Source organism: Sulfolobus islandicus Y.N.15.51, assembly GCF_000022485.1.
GTDB lineage: Archaea > Thermoproteota > Thermoprotei_A > Sulfolobales > Sulfolobaceae > Saccharolobus > Saccharolobus islandicus.
In genome coordinates this window covers 2,092,975-2,113,424 of record NC_012623.1, presented here as the reverse complement: position 1 = coordinate 2,113,424, position 20,450 = coordinate 2,092,975, and the positions used below count along the sequence as shown (strand labels likewise).

General features: G+C 34.3%; 12 protein-coding genes and 4 pseudogenes. 7 read left to right on the top strand and 9 right to left on the bottom strand.

Translation table 11 applies throughout. The features are described from left to right. Nucleotides 1-448 precede the first annotated feature (448 nt). Nucleotides 449-1,564 carry a CaiB/BaiF CoA transferase family protein gene (locus tag YN1551_RS11410; protein ID WP_012713404.1) on the bottom strand — a complete coding sequence of 372 codons (1,116 nt, stop codon included), beginning with the start codon at nucleotides 1,562-1,564 and terminating at the stop codon, nucleotides 449-451. A gap of 100 nt (nucleotides 1,565-1,664) precedes the next feature. On the opposite strand from YN1551_RS11410, the gene YN1551_RS11405 reads away from it, so the two are divergent. Beyond that, nucleotides 1,665-3,299 (top strand): AMP-binding protein, encoded by a 1,635-nt coding sequence (locus YN1551_RS11405; RefSeq protein ID WP_012715712.1) that lies wholly within the window; start codon nucleotides 1,665-1,667, stop codon nucleotides 3,297-3,299. A 5-nt stretch (nucleotides 3,300-3,304) separates the two neighbouring features. Here YN1551_RS11405 and YN1551_RS11400 read toward each other — a convergent pair whose 3' ends face one another. The 3 genes from YN1551_RS11400 to YN1551_RS11390 form a co-directional block, all read right to left on the bottom strand. Next, the gene (locus tag YN1551_RS11400) at nucleotides 3,305-4,594 is read right to left on the bottom strand and encodes an MFS transporter (protein ID WP_012710757.1); all 1,290 of its coding nucleotides are present in this window, start codon (nucleotides 4,592-4,594) and stop codon (nucleotides 3,305-3,307) included. A 332-nt stretch (nucleotides 4,595-4,926) separates the two neighbouring features. Then, entirely contained in the window at nucleotides 4,927-6,147 is a 1,221-nt protein-coding gene (locus tag YN1551_RS11395; RefSeq protein ID WP_012717883.1) for an RNA-guided endonuclease InsQ/TnpB family protein, read from the bottom strand. Then, nucleotides 6,131-6,772, bottom strand: a complete 642-nt coding sequence (locus YN1551_RS11390) for an IS607 family transposase (RefSeq protein ID WP_012717882.1) — start codon at nucleotides 6,770-6,772, stop codon at nucleotides 6,131-6,133. The genes YN1551_RS11395 and YN1551_RS11390 overlap by 17 nt, the downstream gene beginning before the upstream one ends. 62 nt (nucleotides 6,773-6,834) lie before the next feature. On the opposite strand from YN1551_RS11390, the pseudogene YN1551_RS18120 reads away from it, so the two are divergent. From YN1551_RS18120 to YN1551_RS11370, 5 genes and pseudogenes are all read left to right on the top strand, one after another. Then, nucleotides 6,835-6,969, top strand: a pseudogene (locus YN1551_RS18120) (RNA-guided endonuclease TnpB family protein); the annotation flags it as partial. 251 nt (nucleotides 6,970-7,220) lie between these two features. After that, nucleotides 7,221-9,698: a malate synthase gene (locus YN1551_RS11385; protein ID WP_012715705.1), complete on the top strand. Its 2,478-nt coding sequence runs from the start codon at nucleotides 7,221-7,223 to the stop codon at nucleotides 9,696-9,698. Between the two features lie 460 nt (nucleotides 9,699-10,158). Next, nucleotides 10,159-11,472 (top strand): isocitrate lyase, encoded by a 1,314-nt coding sequence (gene aceA / locus YN1551_RS11380; protein WP_012717881.1) that lies wholly within the window; start codon nucleotides 10,159-10,161, stop codon nucleotides 11,470-11,472. Nucleotides 11,473-13,013: 1,541 nt separating this feature from the next. After that, complete coding sequence (locus YN1551_RS11375; RefSeq protein ID WP_012717880.1) at nucleotides 13,014-13,775, top strand: hypothetical protein; 762 nt, start codon at nucleotides 13,014-13,016, stop codon at nucleotides 13,773-13,775. Nucleotides 13,776-14,260: 485 nt separating this feature from the next. Then, a complete protein-coding gene (locus tag YN1551_RS11370; RefSeq protein ID WP_012717879.1) occupies nucleotides 14,261-14,938 on the top strand; it encodes a hypothetical protein in 678 nt (225 codons plus the stop codon). A 595-nt stretch (nucleotides 14,939-15,533) separates the two neighbouring features. Here YN1551_RS11370 and YN1551_RS11365 read toward each other — a convergent pair. From YN1551_RS11365 to YN1551_RS16710, 4 genes and pseudogenes are all read right to left on the bottom strand, one after another. Then, nucleotides 15,534-16,157, bottom strand: a complete 624-nt coding sequence (locus YN1551_RS11365) for a hypothetical protein (RefSeq protein WP_012717878.1) — start codon at nucleotides 16,155-16,157, stop codon at nucleotides 15,534-15,536. 24 nt (nucleotides 16,158-16,181) lie between these two features. Beyond that, nucleotides 16,182-16,484, bottom strand: coding sequence for a winged helix-turn-helix domain-containing protein (locus YN1551_RS11360; RefSeq protein WP_012717877.1), 303 nt, complete (start codon nucleotides 16,482-16,484; stop codon nucleotides 16,182-16,184). An 878-nt stretch (nucleotides 16,485-17,362) separates the two neighbouring features. Continuing rightward, nucleotides 17,363-17,961: pseudogene (locus tag YN1551_RS17985) on the bottom strand (hypothetical protein); the annotation flags it as partial. A gap of 95 nt (nucleotides 17,962-18,056) precedes the next feature. After that, a pseudogene (locus YN1551_RS16710) lies at nucleotides 18,057-18,164 on the bottom strand (IS5/IS1182 family transposase); the annotation flags it as partial. Between the two features lie 294 nt (nucleotides 18,165-18,458). On the opposite strand from YN1551_RS16710, the gene YN1551_RS11345 reads away from it, so the two are divergent. Beyond that, nucleotides 18,459-19,619 (top strand): IS110 family RNA-guided transposase, encoded by a 1,161-nt coding sequence (locus tag YN1551_RS11345; protein ID WP_012715521.1) that lies wholly within the window; start codon nucleotides 18,459-18,461, stop codon nucleotides 19,617-19,619. On the opposite strand, the pseudogene YN1551_RS16115 reads toward YN1551_RS11345, so the two are convergent. Continuing rightward, a pseudogene (locus YN1551_RS16115) lies at nucleotides 19,608-20,432 on the bottom strand (IS5 family transposase). The gene YN1551_RS11345 and the pseudogene YN1551_RS16115 sit on opposite strands and share 12 nt — an antisense overlap. Nucleotides 20,433-20,450: the final 18 nt, after the last annotated feature.

The window sequence follows — 20,450 nt, the reverse complement described above, 5'->3', positions numbered from 1 at the left end:
AAAAAATTATTGATAAATGATGATCTCTCACGCCGATGTGGGTTATGCCCAAAAGGGTGAGGGGATTACGGAGATGTGAGCCCCGTGCCGTTGGGCTCAAATGAGTCCCATGACCCACCTATAAGGTGGTTGAGGGCTAAGTCCCTATACTCGATCATGAATGATCATAAAATGATTGAAATGAAAGTGTAGGGACAAACGGTGGATTTACATCTACTGGAAAGTGAAAGTTTAAGATAATAACTGGTTTTATGTGAGCTTTCTTAACGTATTCTCTCAGCAGTAAGTATGAGATTCCTAAACGTATTCGTATTTCTTTACGTTTCATATTTTATAAAAATTTGTGATGAACTAATTTAAACCTTACGATTTATTTGAAACTACTGACTTCTGGGTATCTTGAAATGACGTTCCTTTTGTCTGTAGCCTAGATTTCATCTTGGCTAGCTTATGCTTTCTTTTCTCCTCTATTTGGCATAATTATATTTTCCTTAATCATATCTTCTATTTCATTTTCTGAATACTCAAGCTCCTTTAATATATTTAAAGTATCTTCCCCTAAATATGGTACATCTTGGTTATTCAGACTCCCCGGTAGAGGAAGGCTAGGAATCTTAACGTTTCCAAATATATCCCATTCCACTAATTCATTACTAACTAGATCTTTTACATTATTTAGTTTACCTATGGGTATATCATTATAGCGTAAAATGTTTATTATCTCTTCCAGTTTCATTGAGCTGAATTTCTGTTGAAGCTTTTCATGTAATATTTTTCTATTCGTAACCCTATCCGCATTAGTTTTAAACCTTCCATCAACTAATAGATCGTCTAATCCTAATGCCTTACAAAGTTTTGTAAATTTTATATTGTCATTTACGGCTAGATAAAATTCCTTTCCCTCAGAACTCTTGAATAGCTCGTAAGGAGCCCAGAAGGGAAGTTCGTCTTTTCCTCCTTCAAAGAGCTTACCATATTTCTGAAATGCTATGAAATAATATCCTAACCAAACTGTATTGGTTTGAATAATGTCTACCCTATAGTGTCCGGGTTTCTTCATAAGCAGTGCCCATAAAATCGTAATTACACAATATGTGGACGCATTCATATCGGTTATTGAAGCCGGTAGTCTAGCTTTTCCATTAGCATCCATGATTCCGCTTTCCGCTTCAATTACAGTACCAAAAGCAGGCAAGTTTTCGTATTTTCCCTTAGGATATCCCTTCACAGAGCAATATATTAAGGAAGGATTAGTTGAAAATATAACATCATCCGATAATCCTAGTCTATCCATGGCATAAGGAGATAAGTTCTCTATCAAAACGTGGGAGTTCTCTATTAGTTTTAGGAAAACTTCCCTTCCCTTATCCTTTTTTAAATCTATGGAAATGGATCTTTTACCTCTATTATTGAAGATAAACATCGAATCTCCTAAAACATCATCTGCCCTGCTTGGATCACCTAGTAGTGGTTCCACCTTTATTACCTCAAATCCTAAATGCCTCAAAATCTCTCCTGCAAATGGTACTGAAATTACATGTCCTAACTCAATAACCCTATACATAAAGCCTTTTCCCAATTTATATTTATAAACTTAACTTGCCATCAATTTAATACTATCATAAATAATAATAGTTATATACTGGAATTGAGATAATCTTCTTATGCTCGAGGTAGATTTGAGAGAAATTAGATTTCATAGTTATGATGAGCTCGTAAGAACATTCAAATGGAATATTCCATCACACTTTAATATAGGAGAATCGATATTAGACAGAAAGATTAAGGAAGGGTTAGGAGATAACATCGCAATATACTATGAAGACGAGGAAGGTAATCATTTTGCTTATACTTTCACTCAATTGAAGAATCTTAGCGATTCTTTAATAACAATTTTAAGAGAAATAGGAGTAAAAAGAGGGGATGTCGTTGGTATTTACTTACAGCCTAGGGTGGAAACTGTAATAAGTATTTTATCGCTATATAGACTTGGAGCAATTAGTTTGTCGATTTCACCATTAATGGGTGTAGAGTCTGTTGAATATAGAATAAGGCAAAGTGATGCCAAGGCCATAATAATTGAAGGTTCAAGAAGAGAGGTTAGACAGAAATTAAGGAATATAACTAAGATCATAGTCGCTGATAGTGCTAGAGATGAAAGTGAAATTAATTTCGATGAGGTTAAAAGGACCTCTGGAGTGTACTATGCGGTAGATACTAAGAGCGATGAACCAGCCCAGCTCTTTTATACATCTGGTAGTACTGGGGCACCAAAGGGAGTCCTTCATGCTCACAGGTTTCTGTTGGGACATATTCCAGCTTATCAGCTCTATTTTGAAATGGCACCAAAAGAAGAGGATGTATTTTACACGCCCGCAGATTGGGGTTGGATTGGAGCTATAGGTGACGTGCTATTGCCTAGCCTCTATTTTGGGAAGCCAATAGTAGCATATAGACGGCTAGGGAAATTCTCACCTAAAGACGCACTAGCCATAATGCAGAAATATAAAGTTACTTGTGCTTTCATCCCTCCTACTGCTTTAAGAATGATTAGAAGGGAAGTTATTAATCCAAGGAGAGATTATGACTTAAGATTAAGGGCAATTAGTAGTGCTGGAGAGGCTGTGGGAGAGGATCTGCTTGAGTGGGCAATCAAAAAATTGTCTCCTAATGTTAATGAATTTTATGGCTGTACAGAGGCTAATTTAGTTACCGTAAATAACTCCATGTGGCGTAAGATAGGATCTATAGGCAAAGCTACTCCTGGTCATGAGATAGCAGTTATTGATGAAAAAGGCAATAAGGTAATAAATCAAGTGGGAGAAATAGCAGTAAGGATGGAAGACCCAGTATTGTTTCTAGGATATTACAAGGATCCAGAAGCTACTGCTAAGAAGTTTAGGGGATATTGGTTCTTAATGGGAGATCTAGGTTTAATGGATCAAAATGGGTATATTTGGTTTAAAGGGAGAGGAGACGACGTAATAAAGGTTTCTGGATATAGATTAGGACCGGAGGAGATAGAGAGCGTAATATTACAACATTCCGCAGTTCAAGAAGTTGCGGTAATAGGTAAGCAAGATAAGTTGAGAGGAAATATAATTAAGGCATTTATAGTACTAAAGGATGGATATTTGCCATCTGATAACTTAGTACAAGAAATTCAGGAATTTGTCAAAAATAGACTAGCTTTATATGCATATCCTAGAGAAATAGAATTCGTTAAGGAATTACCTAGAACCGAGACTGGTAAATTAAAGAGATTTGAGCTAAGAAAAAAAGAAGAAGAAAAAAGTTGACTTTTTCAACTAAGTTGCATTCCCACTTTATCTTGGGGCGATAGTAAGGCAGCTATTCCTCCCAATATTGAGGCAGATATATCAAAAATTGCAATACCTAAAACTGGATTATGAAAAATTAACCCTAGCGCTGTTACTATGTACGGTGCAAAAGACGAAAGTGCTACTCCTAAATTGATTGAGAAAGCTATGTATGAATATCTCACATTAGTAGTTATGTTTTCAGATAACCAAGCAGGAAATATTGAATATTGAAATGCGAATAAAAATCCTACTAGCATACCAACTAAGATGCTTAAGATATATGAGCCGGTATAAAGCAAATTTATTATTGGATATATTAGGATACCAATTACGAATCCTAGTATTGCTATTAGTATTTTTCTCATCTTCAATACATCGCTCAAATAACCAGTCAATGGAGATAGGAATAACCATATTAAATTGGTTGCCAATACAATATTATCTATTTCATATATCGATAAATGTGTGTAAAGTTCAAAAAACGTGGGCATATAAGCTATAATTCCGTAATATATGGATCCACTACTAAACAGCACTACAGCAGCTATTATAACCAGCTTCCACCATTTCTTAAGAACAGTTGCAATAGGAATTTTTTCAGGTTTATCTGCTACCTTAGTTAGCCATTCAATACTTTCCCCAACCTTCCATCTTACAGTTAAAGCTATTATTAATGGAATAATACCAAACCAGAACATAATTCTCCAACCATATTTAGTAAAGGCAGCACCAGGAGCTAAAGATGAAGCTATTTCACTAGCAATTACTGCAAATATTAAACCCAAGGCTGCTCCTCCTTGCTGTATACCACTCATTAATCCCCTTAAATTACTTGGAGAAAACTCATTAACTAACGTCATTCCTCCTCCCCATTCTCCTGCCAAGAAAAAGCCTTGTAATATTCGTAACAAAATCAGTAATAAGGTGGCAAGTATACCAGCTTGATTATAAGTGGGCAAAAATCCTATTAGCGTAGTGGCAATACCCATTCCAAGCAGTGAAACAAACCATATTCGCTTCCTTCCTATCTTATCTCCATAGTGTCCAAAGAATATACCTCCTAAAGGTCTAGCAAAATATCCAATAACTATAGTTAATAAAAAAAGCAATAAGCTAGCTATTTTGCTTGAAGAAGGAAAGAATAGAGGAGATATTGTAGTTGCAACATATAGGTAAACTACTAAATCAAATAGTTCAAATCCCCAACCCAAATTGGCTGATATTGCTACCTTTAGTGCTGTTCTCCAGTCCTTTCCTCCACTATTTGACATGGTAAATAAATATATTATTTTAAAATTTAAATACTTATGTTTCCCGACGAAAAACTTGAAATGGAATTCAACTGTTAAGACAAATTTATTGTGTTCACAACAATTTTAGGCAATGATGAAGTTATTCCCCTAAATCTTAAGCCGAAAGGTAGGTAGGACTTTTAGGTATGAGAAGTGTGGGTTAACTCTGGATAGACAATTGAACGTATCCCTTAATATTTTCCTCAAGACGTGCGGTAATAATTCCACAAAGTTCTTATTCGTTTGGATATCATAAAATAAGAAGTAATAATACAAAAACTTACTGGAAGTACTAGGGTTTCCGTTTGTCCCTACACTTTCATTTCAATCATTTTATGTTCATTCATGATCGAGTGTAGGGACTTAGCCCTCAACCACCCACTTACTGTAGGTGGGTCATGGGACTCCTTCGAGCCCAACGGCACGGGGCTCACATCTCCAGCTCTCCTCGCTAAGTTGTACAGTGCAACTACATCCCTATGCCACTTTTCCTTCCCCTTCTCACAAACACCAACCCTTGGGGCATCGCCCCCATCGAGTTGGTAAACGATCTTCGCCCCATGAATTGGGCAAACAGTAGAAGTATAAGATGGGTTAACTAAGACCACGGGGACACCAAACTCCCTAGCCTTCTCAATAATAGCATTCTTCATTGAGGAAAATGCAGATCTATAAATCCTCAACCTAAGTTGTTTATCCTTCACGTCCTTTATCATATGCTCCGGAGCTCTCCTTGGCAAGTCCTCTAAAACTATGACACTCCTACTTTCAAAAGCCTCTTTAACGATCAGCTTGGCTAATTTCCTCCTAATGTCTACTTTCTTATCCCTCTCCCTCAGCCTCTTTAACTTCCTCCTCACTTCCCTATCCTTAGTTGACTTACCAGTAGTTATTGCCTTCCTCCTATACTCATAGCCCAGAGTAATTTTCTTAGTGTTAGTCTCTAAAAGCATCGGTTTTCCATCAACTAATACAGAGACTGAATTCTCGTTGAGATCAACTGGGATGAAACCCTTAGGCTCGTAAGGTTTAGGCTCATCCTTCTTAAAAATGACGTAGAACTCTACAACATTCCCCTTCAACAATTTAAACCTGGCCTCACTCGCAATCCTCCAGCCCTTGTTATAATATCTCCAGAAGATCTTAGGGAAGGTTGGTGAAATGAAAACCCTACTCCTCTTTGTGGAAATTGAAATCGTGTCGAGGCTGAACTTCCACAGATGATCGTCGAGGTGAATAGTAACTCTCCTCACTGACGGTTTCTCAGTGTAACTCCTCCCTCTCTTCTTCAACTTCTCAAAACTCTCTAATCTCTCGCTTGCATCCTCACAAGCTGTGTAGATGTAGTGTGAGGGTAAGTTCTTATGCTTCTCCCTCTCAGTCTTGTAAACTCCCGCTTTAATCCTGGTGAAGGAGGTAGTTTTGTTTGACAGCCCATAATTTATTGCCTCCTCTAGAACCTCTCTGTACTCCTCCTCGACCTCCTTAAGTGCTGAGTATGTAGAATAGTCAACCCTAACCCTTAACTTCACTGTCCTCTCCACTCAACTCACCTATTAGCTTTTTTACGCCTTGAACTAGGAGTGTTTTCTTGTGACTCCTCATTCCGTAAATTTTCCCTGCGAATGATGTAACGACGGAAATTAAGTCCTCAACTAGCTCTTGTGCGTCATCTTTGGGCTCCTCACCGAAAACTACTTCAATCTTAACTCCCATGGTTGAGAAGAACTCTTCAATGTACTCAAATCCAAATCTTGTTAACCTATCTTTGTATGTTATTAATACGACGTCTACGCTCCTTCCCTCAACAAGTTTGAATAACTTAAGCAATCCTTTTCTTTGTGTGTTTAACCCGCTTGCAATATCTTTCAGTACTTCAACCACTTTGTAACCTTTTGCCGTTGCGTAATTTGTTAGGTAGTTTATTTGTCTCTCCAAGTCCTCTTTTTGATCGGTAGAGGAGACCCTAGTGTAAATTACAGCCCTCGTCTCTTCCCTCTTCTCTAAGTACTTCTTTATCTCGCTGTAAGGTATCCTATACTTCCCTCCTTCAGTCGTTACCACCTTTATTTTTCCTTCTCTAATCCACCGTAGGAGTGTTGAGTATGAAATGCTGAGTAGTTGGCAAGCCTCCTTAGGTCTCAGTAGTCTCTCCACAAGATTAGTTGATAATAAATAAATATAAAAAGATTTCTATTAACGTGAGAAAGGATTCAGCCCACATCCGTGAAATACCACGGGTGTGGGTTGGGGTTATCCCGCTAAAGAGGTGGAGGAGTATGTGCGGGTTTTCCCGTGACTTTGGTGAAGCCCAAGGGTTGAGGATTGATATTAAATATTATGAAATCCTATGAAGCCCAAATCCCAAATAAATAATTATGATAACAAGGAAGCCATTTTCCTCTTAATTTATTTAGCTAGCATAAAACCAAACGATAAGGAAAAGTGTTTTCTTCAGATTGCAAGATACAATTTTTACTTTAAAACTTAAGAAGCGCATTTAAAAAGGAGATAAATCCTTCCACAAAGTACTTCATATGTCTAATTGAAACTTTTTTAGAAAAATTTAATAGTATACTCTAACTTTTGAAATTTGGGGGATCAAATGTCTTTTGGCCTTAAAATCTCTGAAGAGGTATATCAAAAGTATAGTGACCTCTTCGGAGAAAAGACCATAAACGATAGGATTGTAAGTGTCGAAAAACTCATTGAAGAGCTTGCAGTTGAGTTCTCGGATGAGATAAGAAGGGTTATTAATAAAAGGAGACAATGGTTAGAATCAAAAGATCCCGTTACCTCTAAGGGTGCTTTCCCATCCTTCGACGAAGTTTTTGTAGACGCTGATGGAAATAAGAGAACCTTTAGGGAAATCATTCAAGGGATGATAGACAATTTCCTAGGAGTACAGTCGAAGCTGAGGTGGAGGTTAAATGAAAATGTACCTATACCAAAAGACGCACACCCCCTTAATAACCCGGGATTAGAAATCACTGGACCTTGGTATCCTCTAAGTAGGGCATATAATCAAATAAATTCAGACGTGGCATGTGTTATGGAAGATGAGGAAGATGCTTCACCCGCATGGTATATTCCCTTTGGTTCTGGTAAAACAACTGCTGACGTATGGGAGGGAAGAAAGAACGTAAAACTCTTTCTCTCCGGTAAGGCTCCAAATCCTTACTACGAGAAGGGGAAAACGTATAGCCTAAACAAACCTAGAGATAAGTGGCCTGTGATTTTTCACAGACTTCCTGGATTGCACCTCTTGGATTTTGACATAACGCTAAATGGTAAACCAGTACCGGCTATAATTGTTTCTGCCGTCATATATACCCTAAATAATTACAATAGCCTAAAGAGCGCAGGCTCTGGGGTATATTTCTATCTGCCTAAAACACAGACACCGGATGAGGCATTGGTAATAGAAAAGATCTTGAGAAGAATTGAGTCTAAACTAGGGCTTAAGATAGGTACACTTAAGATCGCTCTCCTTTACGAAGAGGTTAATGCGGGAAGATTTTTCCCTATAATACTGTGGATATTTCGTGAGAGGCTCATTAAATCAAATAACGGTAGATGGGACTACTTGGGAAGTTTAATTGAGATGTGGTTACAAGAGAAAGTACTTCCCGATCCCCAAAACATTACCATGACCTCACCAAACATGATGGCTTATCAAAAGTATAACGCACTTATGATGCTATTGGCTGGGGCAAAGAATGGTGAAGCCGATTCAGCTCCAGTAGGTGGTATGGCAGCAGTAATGCTTTATCCTCAAACTGATCCGTTCGGGAGAAATAGATACAACTTAAAGGCATTAAGGGGAATGAAGTTAGATAAGTTAAGAGAGAGGCTAATAGGGCTTATTTTTGTAGCAGAGGATAAAGTTGAAGGTAAAGTTACTTTAGAGGAGGTAATTAATGGCAAAGTAAAGGGTAAACTTTATGATATGTTTAGACAGAGTTGGGTTGCAACCAAGGAAGAGGCTTACGTAGAGGCGGGGAGTAAACCTTTAAGGGTAAGCCTAGAGGAATTACAGAAAATAATTGATGCACCAGTTAACTATATTGAAGTAGAGGGAACCAAATTACCTACTGTGGATAGTGGACTAACACCAGAGGAGAGAGCATTATTCCAAAAACTTGGTCTAATTAATGAAAGAGGAAAAATAACACCTTGGGTTATAACTAAGGAAATGATTAACACTCCCGAAAAGTTACTATTTAATAAGGAATTATGGGGTGGAAAAGACCTATGGCATTCGTTATATGACATCCCAGAGGGAGACATTACACCGGAGCATGTTCAACACGCATTCTATATGGCAGCAAATTATGGTTTCCAATTGCTTAATGGTAACTTAGCTGCAGCAATAGATGATTATGAATTAAAGCAAAGATTCATGAATGATCTAGCTACCTATAGAATATTCACTTCTTGGCTATGGAGTGTGATAAATAGAGACGCTAGCTTCACAAAGGATGGATATATTAAGGGATCAAAGTTAACTAAGGACGGTGTAATTCCAGCTGAAGATGTTCTAAAGGTTACAAAGGGGACTAAGATAAAGGACATATTCGAGAAGTTATGGGAGTTACACTTAGATTGGACATATGAGTTTTACAAAGAACAAGATATGAGAGCAGCTAGGAAAATAGCGGAAACCTTTGGAAAGACAAATAATACTTCCACAGTAGAAGAGGTATATAAGGTAGTTTCCGAGGCTTATAGGTCAGGTCCGTTTAGAGAAATGTCGGCTAAAGAAGCTGCACAGAAGTTGGCAAAAATTCTTAACGCTGACGCCTCTGAGATCGAGGAAGAGCTTATTAATTTAGCCCCAAGGTTTGACAGAGCTATGGCTCCAGTAATAATGGAAATTTTAATGAAACAGATGCTATATCCCAAGTACATTATGAATAGTGGGAAGATTCTCTTCATACTATCGCCGTTAGATCCAGAGAGGAGGTCAAAGGTCATGGATAGTATATTCTCGTTTAGAAAAATGGTTGAAGATAAGGTAAGAAAAGGAGAACTAGATAAGTGGGTATTGGAGTTATATGACTATGTTTATGATAATTACTGATAAGCAGTTTAATTTCTCTTTCTTTTCTTTCTTTTTAAAGTAAATATAATTTTTAATAAAGTTTGAAATCTACATAAGTCTATCTTAGTGCATTACTTCTTGATTTGAATACTTTTTATTTTCCCTAATTTTATGTTAAGGAAATTCATAAGTTAAGACTGACACATGTTATGACTTTAAGCCAGTTAAAAACTGTTTAATTTTCACACTTGGAGATAAAGAAAATTCTAATAATCACGCTAAAAACTTCGGGTTAATTTCAGTTTTTAGGGCGTAATAAAATTTTTTTTCCTGACAATTTTACATGGAAACGTCAACTATGAATCCCTTTTAATATGAAAACTTTTTAAACTATGTCAGGAAGTTAATAAAATATCTTTAAACAAAATACGTGAGAATATATACTTTTAACGTTAAAGTTTATATATTAAAATATGTGTATATAGATTAGGATATAAAAATGAACATCCGAGATAAATGGAGTGAAGAGGAAAAAAGACTTGAATACGAGTGGTCCGAAGATCCAAGGTGGAAAGGAATAAAGAGAAATTATAAGCCCTCGGATGTGGTAAAATTAAGGGGATCTATCAGAATTGAGTATAGTATAGCTAAATTAGCCTCTCATAAACTTTGGAACTTGCTAAATACTGAGCCCTATATAGCAACATTTGGGGCATTAACGGGTTCCCAAGCAGTTGAAATGGCAAAAGCGGGCCTTAAAGCAATTTACGTAAGTGGATGGCAAGTAGCTGCTGATAACAATTTATCAAATCAAACTTATCCAGACTTGAGCTTATATCCATCTAACAGTGTTCCAAACTTAGTAAAGAGGTTAAATAACGCTCTTTTAAGGGCTGACCAAATATCTTGGAGTGAGGGTAAACGCGATATCGATTACTTACTGCCTATTGTTGCAGATGCTGAAGCTGGTTTCGGTGGTCCAATTCACGCTTTCGAACTAACAAAAGCCTTAATAGAGGCAGGGGCTGCGGGCGTACATTTTGAAGATCAATTAGCATCGGAGAAAAAATGTGGACATTTAGGAGGAAAAGTTCTAATTCCAATAAGTGCATTTATAAGAGTACTAAACGCTGCAAGACTAGCATCTGACGTATTAGGAGTACCCACAATACTAATAGCAAGGACAGACGCACTAAATGCGAAATACTTATCTAACGATGTAGATGAGACTGATAATCAATTCTTAACTGGAAAAAGAACATCAGAGGGATATTATGAGATTAGGGGAGGTATCGAATACGCTATTGCCAGAGGATTAGCTTATGCACCCTATGCGGACCTATTATGGTTTGAGACTTCTAAGCCAGATTTGGAAGAGGCTAGACAATTTGCAGAGGCTATCCACACTCATTACCCCGGTAAGTTGTTAGCGTATAACCTATCCCCCTCATTTAACTGGAAGAAATTTATGGATGATTCCAAAATCAGTAGGTTCATGAACGAATTAGGAGAAATGGGCTATAAATTCCAATTCATAACCCTTGCAGGTTGGCACTTAATTAACTACCATACATTCAAATTGGCGAGAGCATATAGAAACGAAGGAATGCCAGCATATGTAAGACTACAGGAGTCAGAGTTCCAGGCTCAAGCAGAAGGATATACGGCCGTAAGTCATCAGAGAGAGGTTGGAACAGATTACTTCGACCTAGTGTTAACAATAGCATCTGGGGGAGAAGCGTCCACTACTGCAATGGAAGGTTCTACTGAAGCTGAACAGTTTGTAGAGGCAAAACAGAAAGTATTGAAATAAAAGGTTAGATAAGAGGTCTTCCACACATATTAACTTAATTAACATTTTTATTTTAAAATATAGAATTATCTTAGTTATGTGCATATATTTACATAATGGAATATATTATAAGGTATATAAATTAGGGATTTGGGTTTCATCTTTTCATGAAATCACACTTAATCCTTTACCCTTAAATAAAAATTAAAATTGAATTTAGACTTTAGTTTCTTCTCGCCTAAGGTCTACATCTTTAGGCTCTCTTAATATCAGAATTCCTAACCTGTTATAATTTTACTATAAGATATCGAATAGGATAACTAAATGAGAACACTCCCAATTTATAATGCTATGTATTTCAAACATGTAGATTCGAATATACTACCAATAAATATCTAAGATGAAAGCATGTAGATAAAAATATACACTAAGTTAATTAGTCTTATTGTTGAAATTTCTTAGACCAAATATTAACTAATAGGTACTATTCTAATACCATTACCTAAGAACTCATTTGAAATTCACCAGATCTCACTATTATTACGATTCTATTACTAGATTGATAGAAGCAATCAATAGCTTGATTAATAGAGATCTTAACCACTTATTACCTACATGTTTCCTCCTATAATATATATTTCAAAGACTCTCTTAAGCATATATAATCTAGCGTAAAAGGATATAGATTTAGTTAAATATTTATACTTTATTAGTCAAGAGTGTATACGCAATTCCGTTAGCTATTAGAATAAAATATCTCCTCTCGATTTAGGTGAATTATTGACGAGAATATGTAGGGAAGTTTAGACTTACTCCTACGGTGACAAATCCTCACATTTGCTAGAGGCGTTCGCATGAAGCCTTAAAGATTTGATAGTAAGTACATCATGTAATTGTTACCAGCTAGATTATACTTTTGACTTAATAATATATATATCTAATTCAAGGAAAAATTAATGTGCTACAATTACTTAGTACGTAGTATCTCTAGAACTATCACTAAAAAGCTTAATATCAATTAATTTATCAAAATGAATAGCAACGTTAATTCTTCAGATATTATGTACTACCAGTTAGTAATCAACCATAAGTCGTTATAAACTAGGATTTTAAATAACGTGTTATTACCTTTAACGATAATAGTACGTATTTTTATAACTGAAACATGTAGGCCATAAAAAGTATAGATAAGGCGAATTTTACTATTGATTTTGATAGCGTTTAGCATTTAGCTATATATTTATTGTATAAATTCTCAGTATATAAGTGTAAAATAAGATTTCTATATACCCTGTAAATAAAAACAAAATGTATAGCGTAATAATTACACTACCAATAAGTTTAATTTATTGCTTTTAAGAAAATTCGAAATATCATATATCTTTGGAAAATTACTTTTATAATAAAAACTTAACTCTTATTACCAAGAAATTGATTATTGTACAGATAGTTGCCAATCTTAAAGACGGTAAATTGAGTCACATAGCAAAATGATTAATCAACAATCAGAAAAACCCTAATAACCGAAAAATTAAAAATAGTCAGTTAACAAATTAATATTTATGAGCTACGTAAAGGTTGAGCCAAATCTGATGAAAGTAGCTGAGGTAATTAGTAAATTAATTTATCGTAATGGTTCGTTATGTGTGACCTTTTCCCAAATAAGAAGGGAGACAATGTTTCATCCTCAAACTCTTACAAACTTATTGGAAAAAGGGAAAACAATTGGTTTGATAGCTGAGTGTAAAGATTTGGGTCTTGGAGAAAATGGTTATACAATATTACAAAATACTGTAGTTTCTTTAGAATATAGCGTTATAAATGAAATAATTAAAATTACTGATAATCATATAATAATGAAGCATTTAATCAAGAATAGGCTATATAACAACTCGATATTACCTTTAAAAGGGATTATAGTCAAAATTTTCGGAGACGTACTTTTAGATATGCCGTTTATATTTAAGGGCAGGAATAATTATGAAATAGATTTAACTAAGAATATTTCAGATAAGTACTATATATTTTACCTTGATAGTGATATTGAGATTAAGCCAGGAGAAACTTATAATTATGAATATGAGTTCTATCTAAAGTATTTTCCTCCTATGGATTACTTTATCACAGAATCTATAAATTATGTTATGACATATAGTGCTAAAACTTACTTAACTAAAAACGAGAAAAGAGTAATAAAATCAGTTAGGCTAGAGTATCCACCTGATGTCGAAATAATAGAAGAAAAGCAAGGAAAAACATTTCATGAAGTGAAGATTATCAAATTGTCAAGTTGTAGATCAATTAAATTCTGGTTTCATATATAATTTTATAACAAAATTTTACATTAATATATTTAGATAAAATAATAAAGGAAGAGCCAATTCTTGTTTCATTTCGAATTTACTCTTTTTAACAGTAGTTTAATGGAACTATACAAGAACATTAACGTCGTTTTGCTTATAATTATTTTTATCAACTAGATATAATTTGTAATAAAAATCTAAATTGTTAAGCCCTGTATTATCATAAATAAATGGGAGATAATATCTAAGGACCAGTGTTAAAAATAATGCTAAGATGTTTCTGAAAAAGCTAACTACATTTTAAGATAGTATACGCATGACAGCCAAAATTATTTATTTCATTAATAAAAATTCTATATATAACTGCTTTATAATATTCTGGCTTTACTAGATAGAAAGCTATATCATGTAATAATAGATTACATGTATGATTTTGAGATTTGGTATAAACTATTTCTGGACAGTTTTACTATATTGCTTATAATATTTCGAGAGTAGATATAGTTATGGTGAACCTCTATGATTGTGCACTAACAATTGAAGAATTAAAAATGAGAGGCTATTTAGATATTTCTGAACTTAAAGAAAAAAATCTTAAGAATATACATAAATTTATTCAATTCTTGACGAGGAATGAGATAGTTAAAAGAAGAAGAAATCGTTTATTACTTCTAGGTGATTTTCCTAAGTACTTTGTATACAACATTTCAATACTAACCAATATTACCAATGATCATGAAGGGGCTCAATCTGAAATCTTAATAAATATAATACCCACAACAACTAAATTATATCTAGTAGAAGTGAAGGAGATCTTAGCAAGAGTAATAGGATATGAGAAAATAAGAATTAAGGAATCTATTATAAACTATTCTAAGTATACTAAAAATTTTAGCTTAGATCACGATTTACCATCGTGGAATACAGTATCGGTTAAAAGTAAATATTTTCATTTGATTGAATCAGATAATAATTGGAAATTTATAAAATATAATCTATATCCGAATATATTCAATTTTAGTCTTAATGTTAAATTTCATTTTAATCCCAAAGACTATGGAATATTTTATTCAATAAATGGGGAAGATACGAGAATAAAATGTCCATTTAATAGCAATAATACACTTAAGTTAAATCTATCCTTTCCGTTTAGCACTGGACATTACTCTGTTAAATGGAAATAATTGATTCAATAAATTTTAATTCGTATACCATCCTAAAAGGTTAGTATTACCTTTCGTAAACGGTTAGGTTTTTTGTGTGTGTTAAGATAATTTATGTTAGTATTTCCAGCAATTTCTTAAGCCTTATTATCATTATTAATTGAAGGACTCCACCTAGATCAGATTCTATATAACAACTGTGTCTAGGGCTATGAAGAGTTTAGTTAAGTCTAATAACTTTCCTGAAATATTAGGATTATAAAGTCTTAAAATGAGAAGTCAGCTTTTATGTTCTAGAAAAACGAAGTAAAAGGAATTGTATTTCCGATAATTGATATTTCGTAGTATTACTATTTTCCTAAGGTAAAATTCTCATTTTAAACTAACGTTCTGGAAGATTAACGAGGAGTTAGATTCCTAGTACGTAAGATTGCCTTATCTTCTCCAGATATATTTCATTATAGTTACAGAGGTAAAAGAGTTGGAAGGTAACACTAATTAGGGTTCTATCTGAATAATTACGTGAAAAATGAAAGCATAAGGAAAGTTGGAATGGCGTATTAATTTATTTTCCTACTCTATGCTCCAGTGTTGATTCTAAATATGAAAAATGAATTTAATTCATAAAATATGATATATTATTACTGCTGTTCTTGTATACCATTGTAGTGTTTTTCTTAGAATTTTCCTTAATTATATTTATATTTAATTTATTATAGTTAATTATTAATAATAAAAATATTATTAATGTAATTATGAACTCACCAATAGCTAATAATATTGCATAGAAATAGAAGTTTAGTAAGCTCCTAATTATTGAAAAGGGTATTAAAATAGCAATAGTTAAGATTAATAAGATAAGCAATTCTCTAAATAATCTATTGTAAAATCTTATCTTTCTTGCTATTCTTTGTATATTCATTAGTTCTTCAATTTGATTTAAAATTTGATTCAATTGATCTTGAATTGGTTTTAGTTTTTTCATTGTAGCATTATATATTTGATCCCAATCTTTTCCCTTCATACTAGTAATATATATCATTATTTCTTGGAGTAAATCAGTAACGTTGCTATCACTTACTAACTCTGTTAAGAAAATCAAAAAATCTAAAGTCTTTTTCATGCTGATTTCCTTTTGTTTTCTATCTATCTGTTTTGTATATTTTCTCATAGCTATCTCTGTTAATATTCCAAAAATAATTGCAAGCAAAAAAGTAGTCAGAGGTAATATATTAAACAAAATTTTTAGCCTCTTTACTATATATCATCTCTTAATTAATTGTTTTTCATCCTTTAAATCCTCTAAAGATTCCCTCATCTCCTTAAGCTTTTTCAAGAGATTAATATATTCTTTTACTCTATTTAGGTAATCATATCCCTTAGCGGTCAGCCTATATTCATTATCAACAAAAGTTATTAAACCCTTTTTTTCTAGTAATCTAGTATATTTACAGAATAGTCCATAGCTTAAGTTAGTTTTATACATTAATCTAGTCTTCTTAATTCCTCCTTTACATTCTTCTAAAATATTGGCTATTATCTCCATTCTATTTCTCTTTCGACTCATATAGTATAAAACGCTTTATTTTTATAAATAGATTTCTGCTCCTATATTACCATTGTATAGCAGGTTGATACAAGCTAATAGTAGGCTAGTATAAAAGTATCGGAAAAGAGTAAAGTTTATATTCAGTGAATTTATATAGAATTGAAGAAAAAAAAAAGAAAAAAAGATTAGAAAGGCTTGTATGCATTTTTTTTCAGTTTAATAATGTGTTAATTTGTGTCTGAAATGTTATCCTTTCTTTCAATAGAGTGAGTGATATTGAGCTTTTTAATGCTAATTTTTAGGATGTACTGTACTCGCTAATTAGTGCGTTACTATCTTAACGTTAGAATTGTTAGATCATTTGTAGAAGGTAACGTTAATCCTCTAATGGTTTTAAATTAACTGTTTGGCGTTACCATTTATTTCCCCTAACAACCAGAAAGAAATTTTCCCGTTGAGGATTTATCTTGAGCCCTAAAAAATTGAAATGTATAAATGTTTTACTCATGAATTCCTTTTTTATAGTATAACTTGTAAGTTTATATACGTTCGAATGCAAAAGTCAATTTCCTACTAACTGAAATGTATATAAATTATGAGTCAAGATATTTCCGCTAACTTCAGTGTAACGGTTTAAACGCAATTCACAATGTGCTCAACCTTCATCTTATTATATTTTGTCTGAAGATCGTTTTGACTTACTATATTATAGGTTACTGACTACATTTAAAGTTGGCTTTACATATTAGGCCAAATTCATAAAGAATATTAAAGTTTAAGATTAAATTAAGAAAATATTAATAGAAAATAAATATTTTAAAGAATTATAATAATCATATTAGATTAAAAGCTATAATATCTTTATTTATTAGAAAAATTATTTAATATTTAAAATATTAATTAGATTTTTTATTATAATACACATAAACAACGTCATTATCAATTATATAAAATCCGTTGTCAAAAGCTATTGGAACTTTACCATATTGCTTAACTACTCTGAGGAAATCTTCCAAATTGTTTATCTCTATTAACATGTTTGTAGATGGTGGTGAAGGTCCTCTTACTGATTGCCTCCTTATAACATCGTAAATACTGGGTAATCTGATAAAAACTGCAGCAATACCTAGAAGTAAAAGAAATCCACCAAAATAGAAATAGGCGTAATTATATCCACTTTCAAGATTAACATATACTTGTTTATAGAAATTACCTGATATCTTAGGATCATTAACTACATTAACAGTTATGTTAGGATATCCTATATATATATATATATTAGAATTGAATTATTAGCATTAAAAGGTATGTTACCATAAGGATAACTCATGATACCATTAAAACTAATATTTAATATTATAGTATAACCCCCCGTTTGAATTTGCAATTGTTTATCAGTAATATTTATCAATTTTTCATAATAATTAAAATTAGGTATAAATATAGTCATTTCTTTCTTTAATACTCCCTCCGAACTTCCTAAGCTCTTTGACCATGCTTTGTTGACCTCTTCAATTTATTTCATAAGCATGATATGATACACTGAGAATTTTTCAGTAATTAATATTTATTTCAACGTTATTCGCAAGCTCACACCCTAATACCCGGAGCTCTACCAACTAAAGAATTAGCCAAGTGGACCATCCATGCATAAGCCCAGAACTTGAGCTTAGCCTCAACCACTTGTCCTAAAAAACTCCTACGGGGCAATCCACGCAAAACAAGAGAACGAATAAAACCAAGTATTACAAGAGAAAAGGAAATAAACAAGTAAGGAGAAAAACAACATAAGCTCATAGAAAACATGGGGATAAAACCCCATCTACAAGGCTAGCTGTGAAGCCCCTAGAACGATCTAACAAGAGGGGATAAAAACCCCCGAGTAGGAGGTTGTAACAAAATACTCTAGGGGCTGAAACACTTAACACTATGCAAAGAAAACAAGGTATTATGAGAACAAAAAATATCTCGAGAAACGCGTAATACACAAGCATGGAATTAAAAGTTACAAACAAGGCCTTCGCAATTGATATTTCACAAAGCAAACTAACAGCAGCAAAGGGAGAACTAGTAGTAGAACAAGAAAAATCAGCAGTATACGTCAAGGAGGTAAAGGAATTCAACCACGACAACGAGGGAATAGAGGAACTAATTAAATTCCTAGGAGAATATAAGGAAGGAATAATAGAGGCAACTGGAATATATTACTTCTACCTACACGAAAAACTAACGGAAAAAGGATACAAGGTAACAGTAATAAACCCACTACACCTAACAGAAATACTAGGGAAAAAGACAGACAAACTCGACGCACAAAGGTTACTAGTAGCACACATGACCGGAGTAATCAAGGGATCATACATACCAACAGGAGAAATAATGGAGCTAAGAGAACTAACGAGATATAGGGAAAGCTTAGTAGAGAAGACAACACAAGTAAAGAACGAGATAAGGAAAATATTAGAATTCGCGGGATATAAAATACAACCATTCGACAAGAAGGGAAGAAAACTACTTGAAAAGCTAGTAAAGGGGGAGGGACTAAGCAAGGAAGAGAAGGAGGAACTAAAAGAAAAACTAGGGAGAAACTTAAACGACGCGGAAAAACTAGCGTTAAAACAATTAGTTGAACTGTTAAAAAACTTGGAGAAAATGATTAAGGAGGTTGAGGATATGATAATTTCCAAGATTCCAAAACCAGTAATTGAGTTGAGTAAGATCCCCGGAATTGGTTTGATTAGTGCTGCAACTATTTACGCTGAGTTCGGTGATGTTTCCCGTTTTTCCAGTTCTAAGGCTGCTAGGGCTTATGCAAGCTTTGCACCCAAAACTAAGCAGAGTGGTGATAGCGAGTCTCACTCCGGTATGATTAGGGGTAATAAGTATTTGCGTAGAGCTCTCTACTTGGTTGCCAAGGTTGCTAGGGGTCTTGAGCCTTTTAAAGGGTATTATGAGAGGCTTATTGCTAGGGGGAAGAGTGTTACTCAAGCTACTTGTGCTCTTGCCGGAAAGCTTGCAAGCATTTGTTATCATGTTATAAAGGACGGTGTTTACAAGGGAGTTGTCAAGAAGAGTTTTAGGATTCCTAGGGGTAAGGAAGTTAATGTCAAGGACTTCGACGTGGGAGACGCGCTAGACTCGTTATCCCCATAGGTTTGTTAGAGGCGTCAGCATGTAGTGCCTTGTAGCCCTAACAGATTCCCCAAAAGTACGCTTCACAGCAGAGAACAAGGACTCAATCCTCCACCTAACACCATAACCCTTCTCCTCCCTCCAAAGATTATAACCCAACTTCTTGAACTCCCTTACAGCCTTTCTCCTAGCAGGATGGCCACGCCTAGTAGAAGCGTTCTTCCTAGGTGGGGCAACAACCTCAACCCCGGTCTTGTAAACCTCATTAGCATCATAAGCTTTATCTCCATAAAACTTCTTGACCTTCTTTCCCTTATCTTGTAAATCCTTAACCGTCTTAACTGCAGTCTGAACCTCGTTGCTGGTTACTTCAGCGTTTATTACGTTGAATTGGTCCTTATCAATTACTATTTCAATCTTGAGGAATTTTGAGTCCTTGGTTTTTCCCCACTTGGCAATAATGTATTGTCCTCCCTTGTTTGTGCTTATTCCCGTTGTATCTGCTATTACTTCAAGTTCGTCATTTGCCTCTGGGAATGTTATGTTCGTGTTTCTTACTCTTTCCCATATTGTTGAGTAGTCTAGGCTTGTTGGGATGATTTTCAGTCTTTCTAATGCTCTCAATACTCCTTCTATGGCCCTATAAGGTAGGTGTGGAGGAATGCTAGGAATTCGTTGAACTCCTTTGGTGCCTTGTAGGTTTTCTTGGCATTCCTATTCTCCTCTGCTAGTTAACCAGTGTTCGAAGACGTAGAAGGGGAACATTAGGGTATATCTCGTTATGACGTTCTCGTCGTACTTGTGCCAATCCCTCTTGTACTTACTCTTTCCCATGGGTAATACTCGATATAA

What these genes read in the sequence shown, in the direction of transcription:
- YN1551_RS11410 (WP_012713404.1), bottom strand. Translation starts at nt 1,564, where the DNA reads ATGTATAGGGTTATTGAGTTAGGACATGTAATTTCAGTACCATTTGCA.
- YN1551_RS11405 (WP_012715712.1), top strand. Translation starts at nt 1,665, where the DNA reads ATGCTCGAGGTAGATTTGAGAGAAATTAGATTTCATAGTTATGATGAG.
- YN1551_RS11400 (WP_012710757.1), bottom strand. Translation starts at nt 4,594, where the DNA reads ATGTCAAATAGTGGAGGAAAGGACTGGAGAACAGCACTAAAGGTAGCA.
- YN1551_RS11385 (WP_012715705.1), top strand. Translation starts at nt 7,221, where the DNA reads ATGTCTTTTGGCCTTAAAATCTCTGAAGAGGTATATCAAAAGTATAGT.
- aceA (WP_012717881.1), top strand. Translation starts at nt 10,159, where the DNA reads ATGAACATCCGAGATAAATGGAGTGAAGAGGAAAAAAGACTTGAATAC.
- YN1551_RS11375 (WP_012717880.1), top strand. Translation starts at nt 13,014, where the DNA reads ATGAGCTACGTAAAGGTTGAGCCAAATCTGATGAAAGTAGCTGAGGTA.
- YN1551_RS11370 (WP_012717879.1), top strand. Translation starts at nt 14,261, where the DNA reads ATGGTGAACCTCTATGATTGTGCACTAACAATTGAAGAATTAAAAATG.
- YN1551_RS11360 (WP_012717877.1), bottom strand. Translation starts at nt 16,484, where the DNA reads ATGAGTCGAAAGAGAAATAGAATGGAGATAATAGCCAATATTTTAGAA.
- YN1551_RS11345 (WP_012715521.1), top strand. Translation starts at nt 18,459, where the DNA reads ATGGAATTAAAAGTTACAAACAAGGCCTTCGCAATTGATATTTCACAA.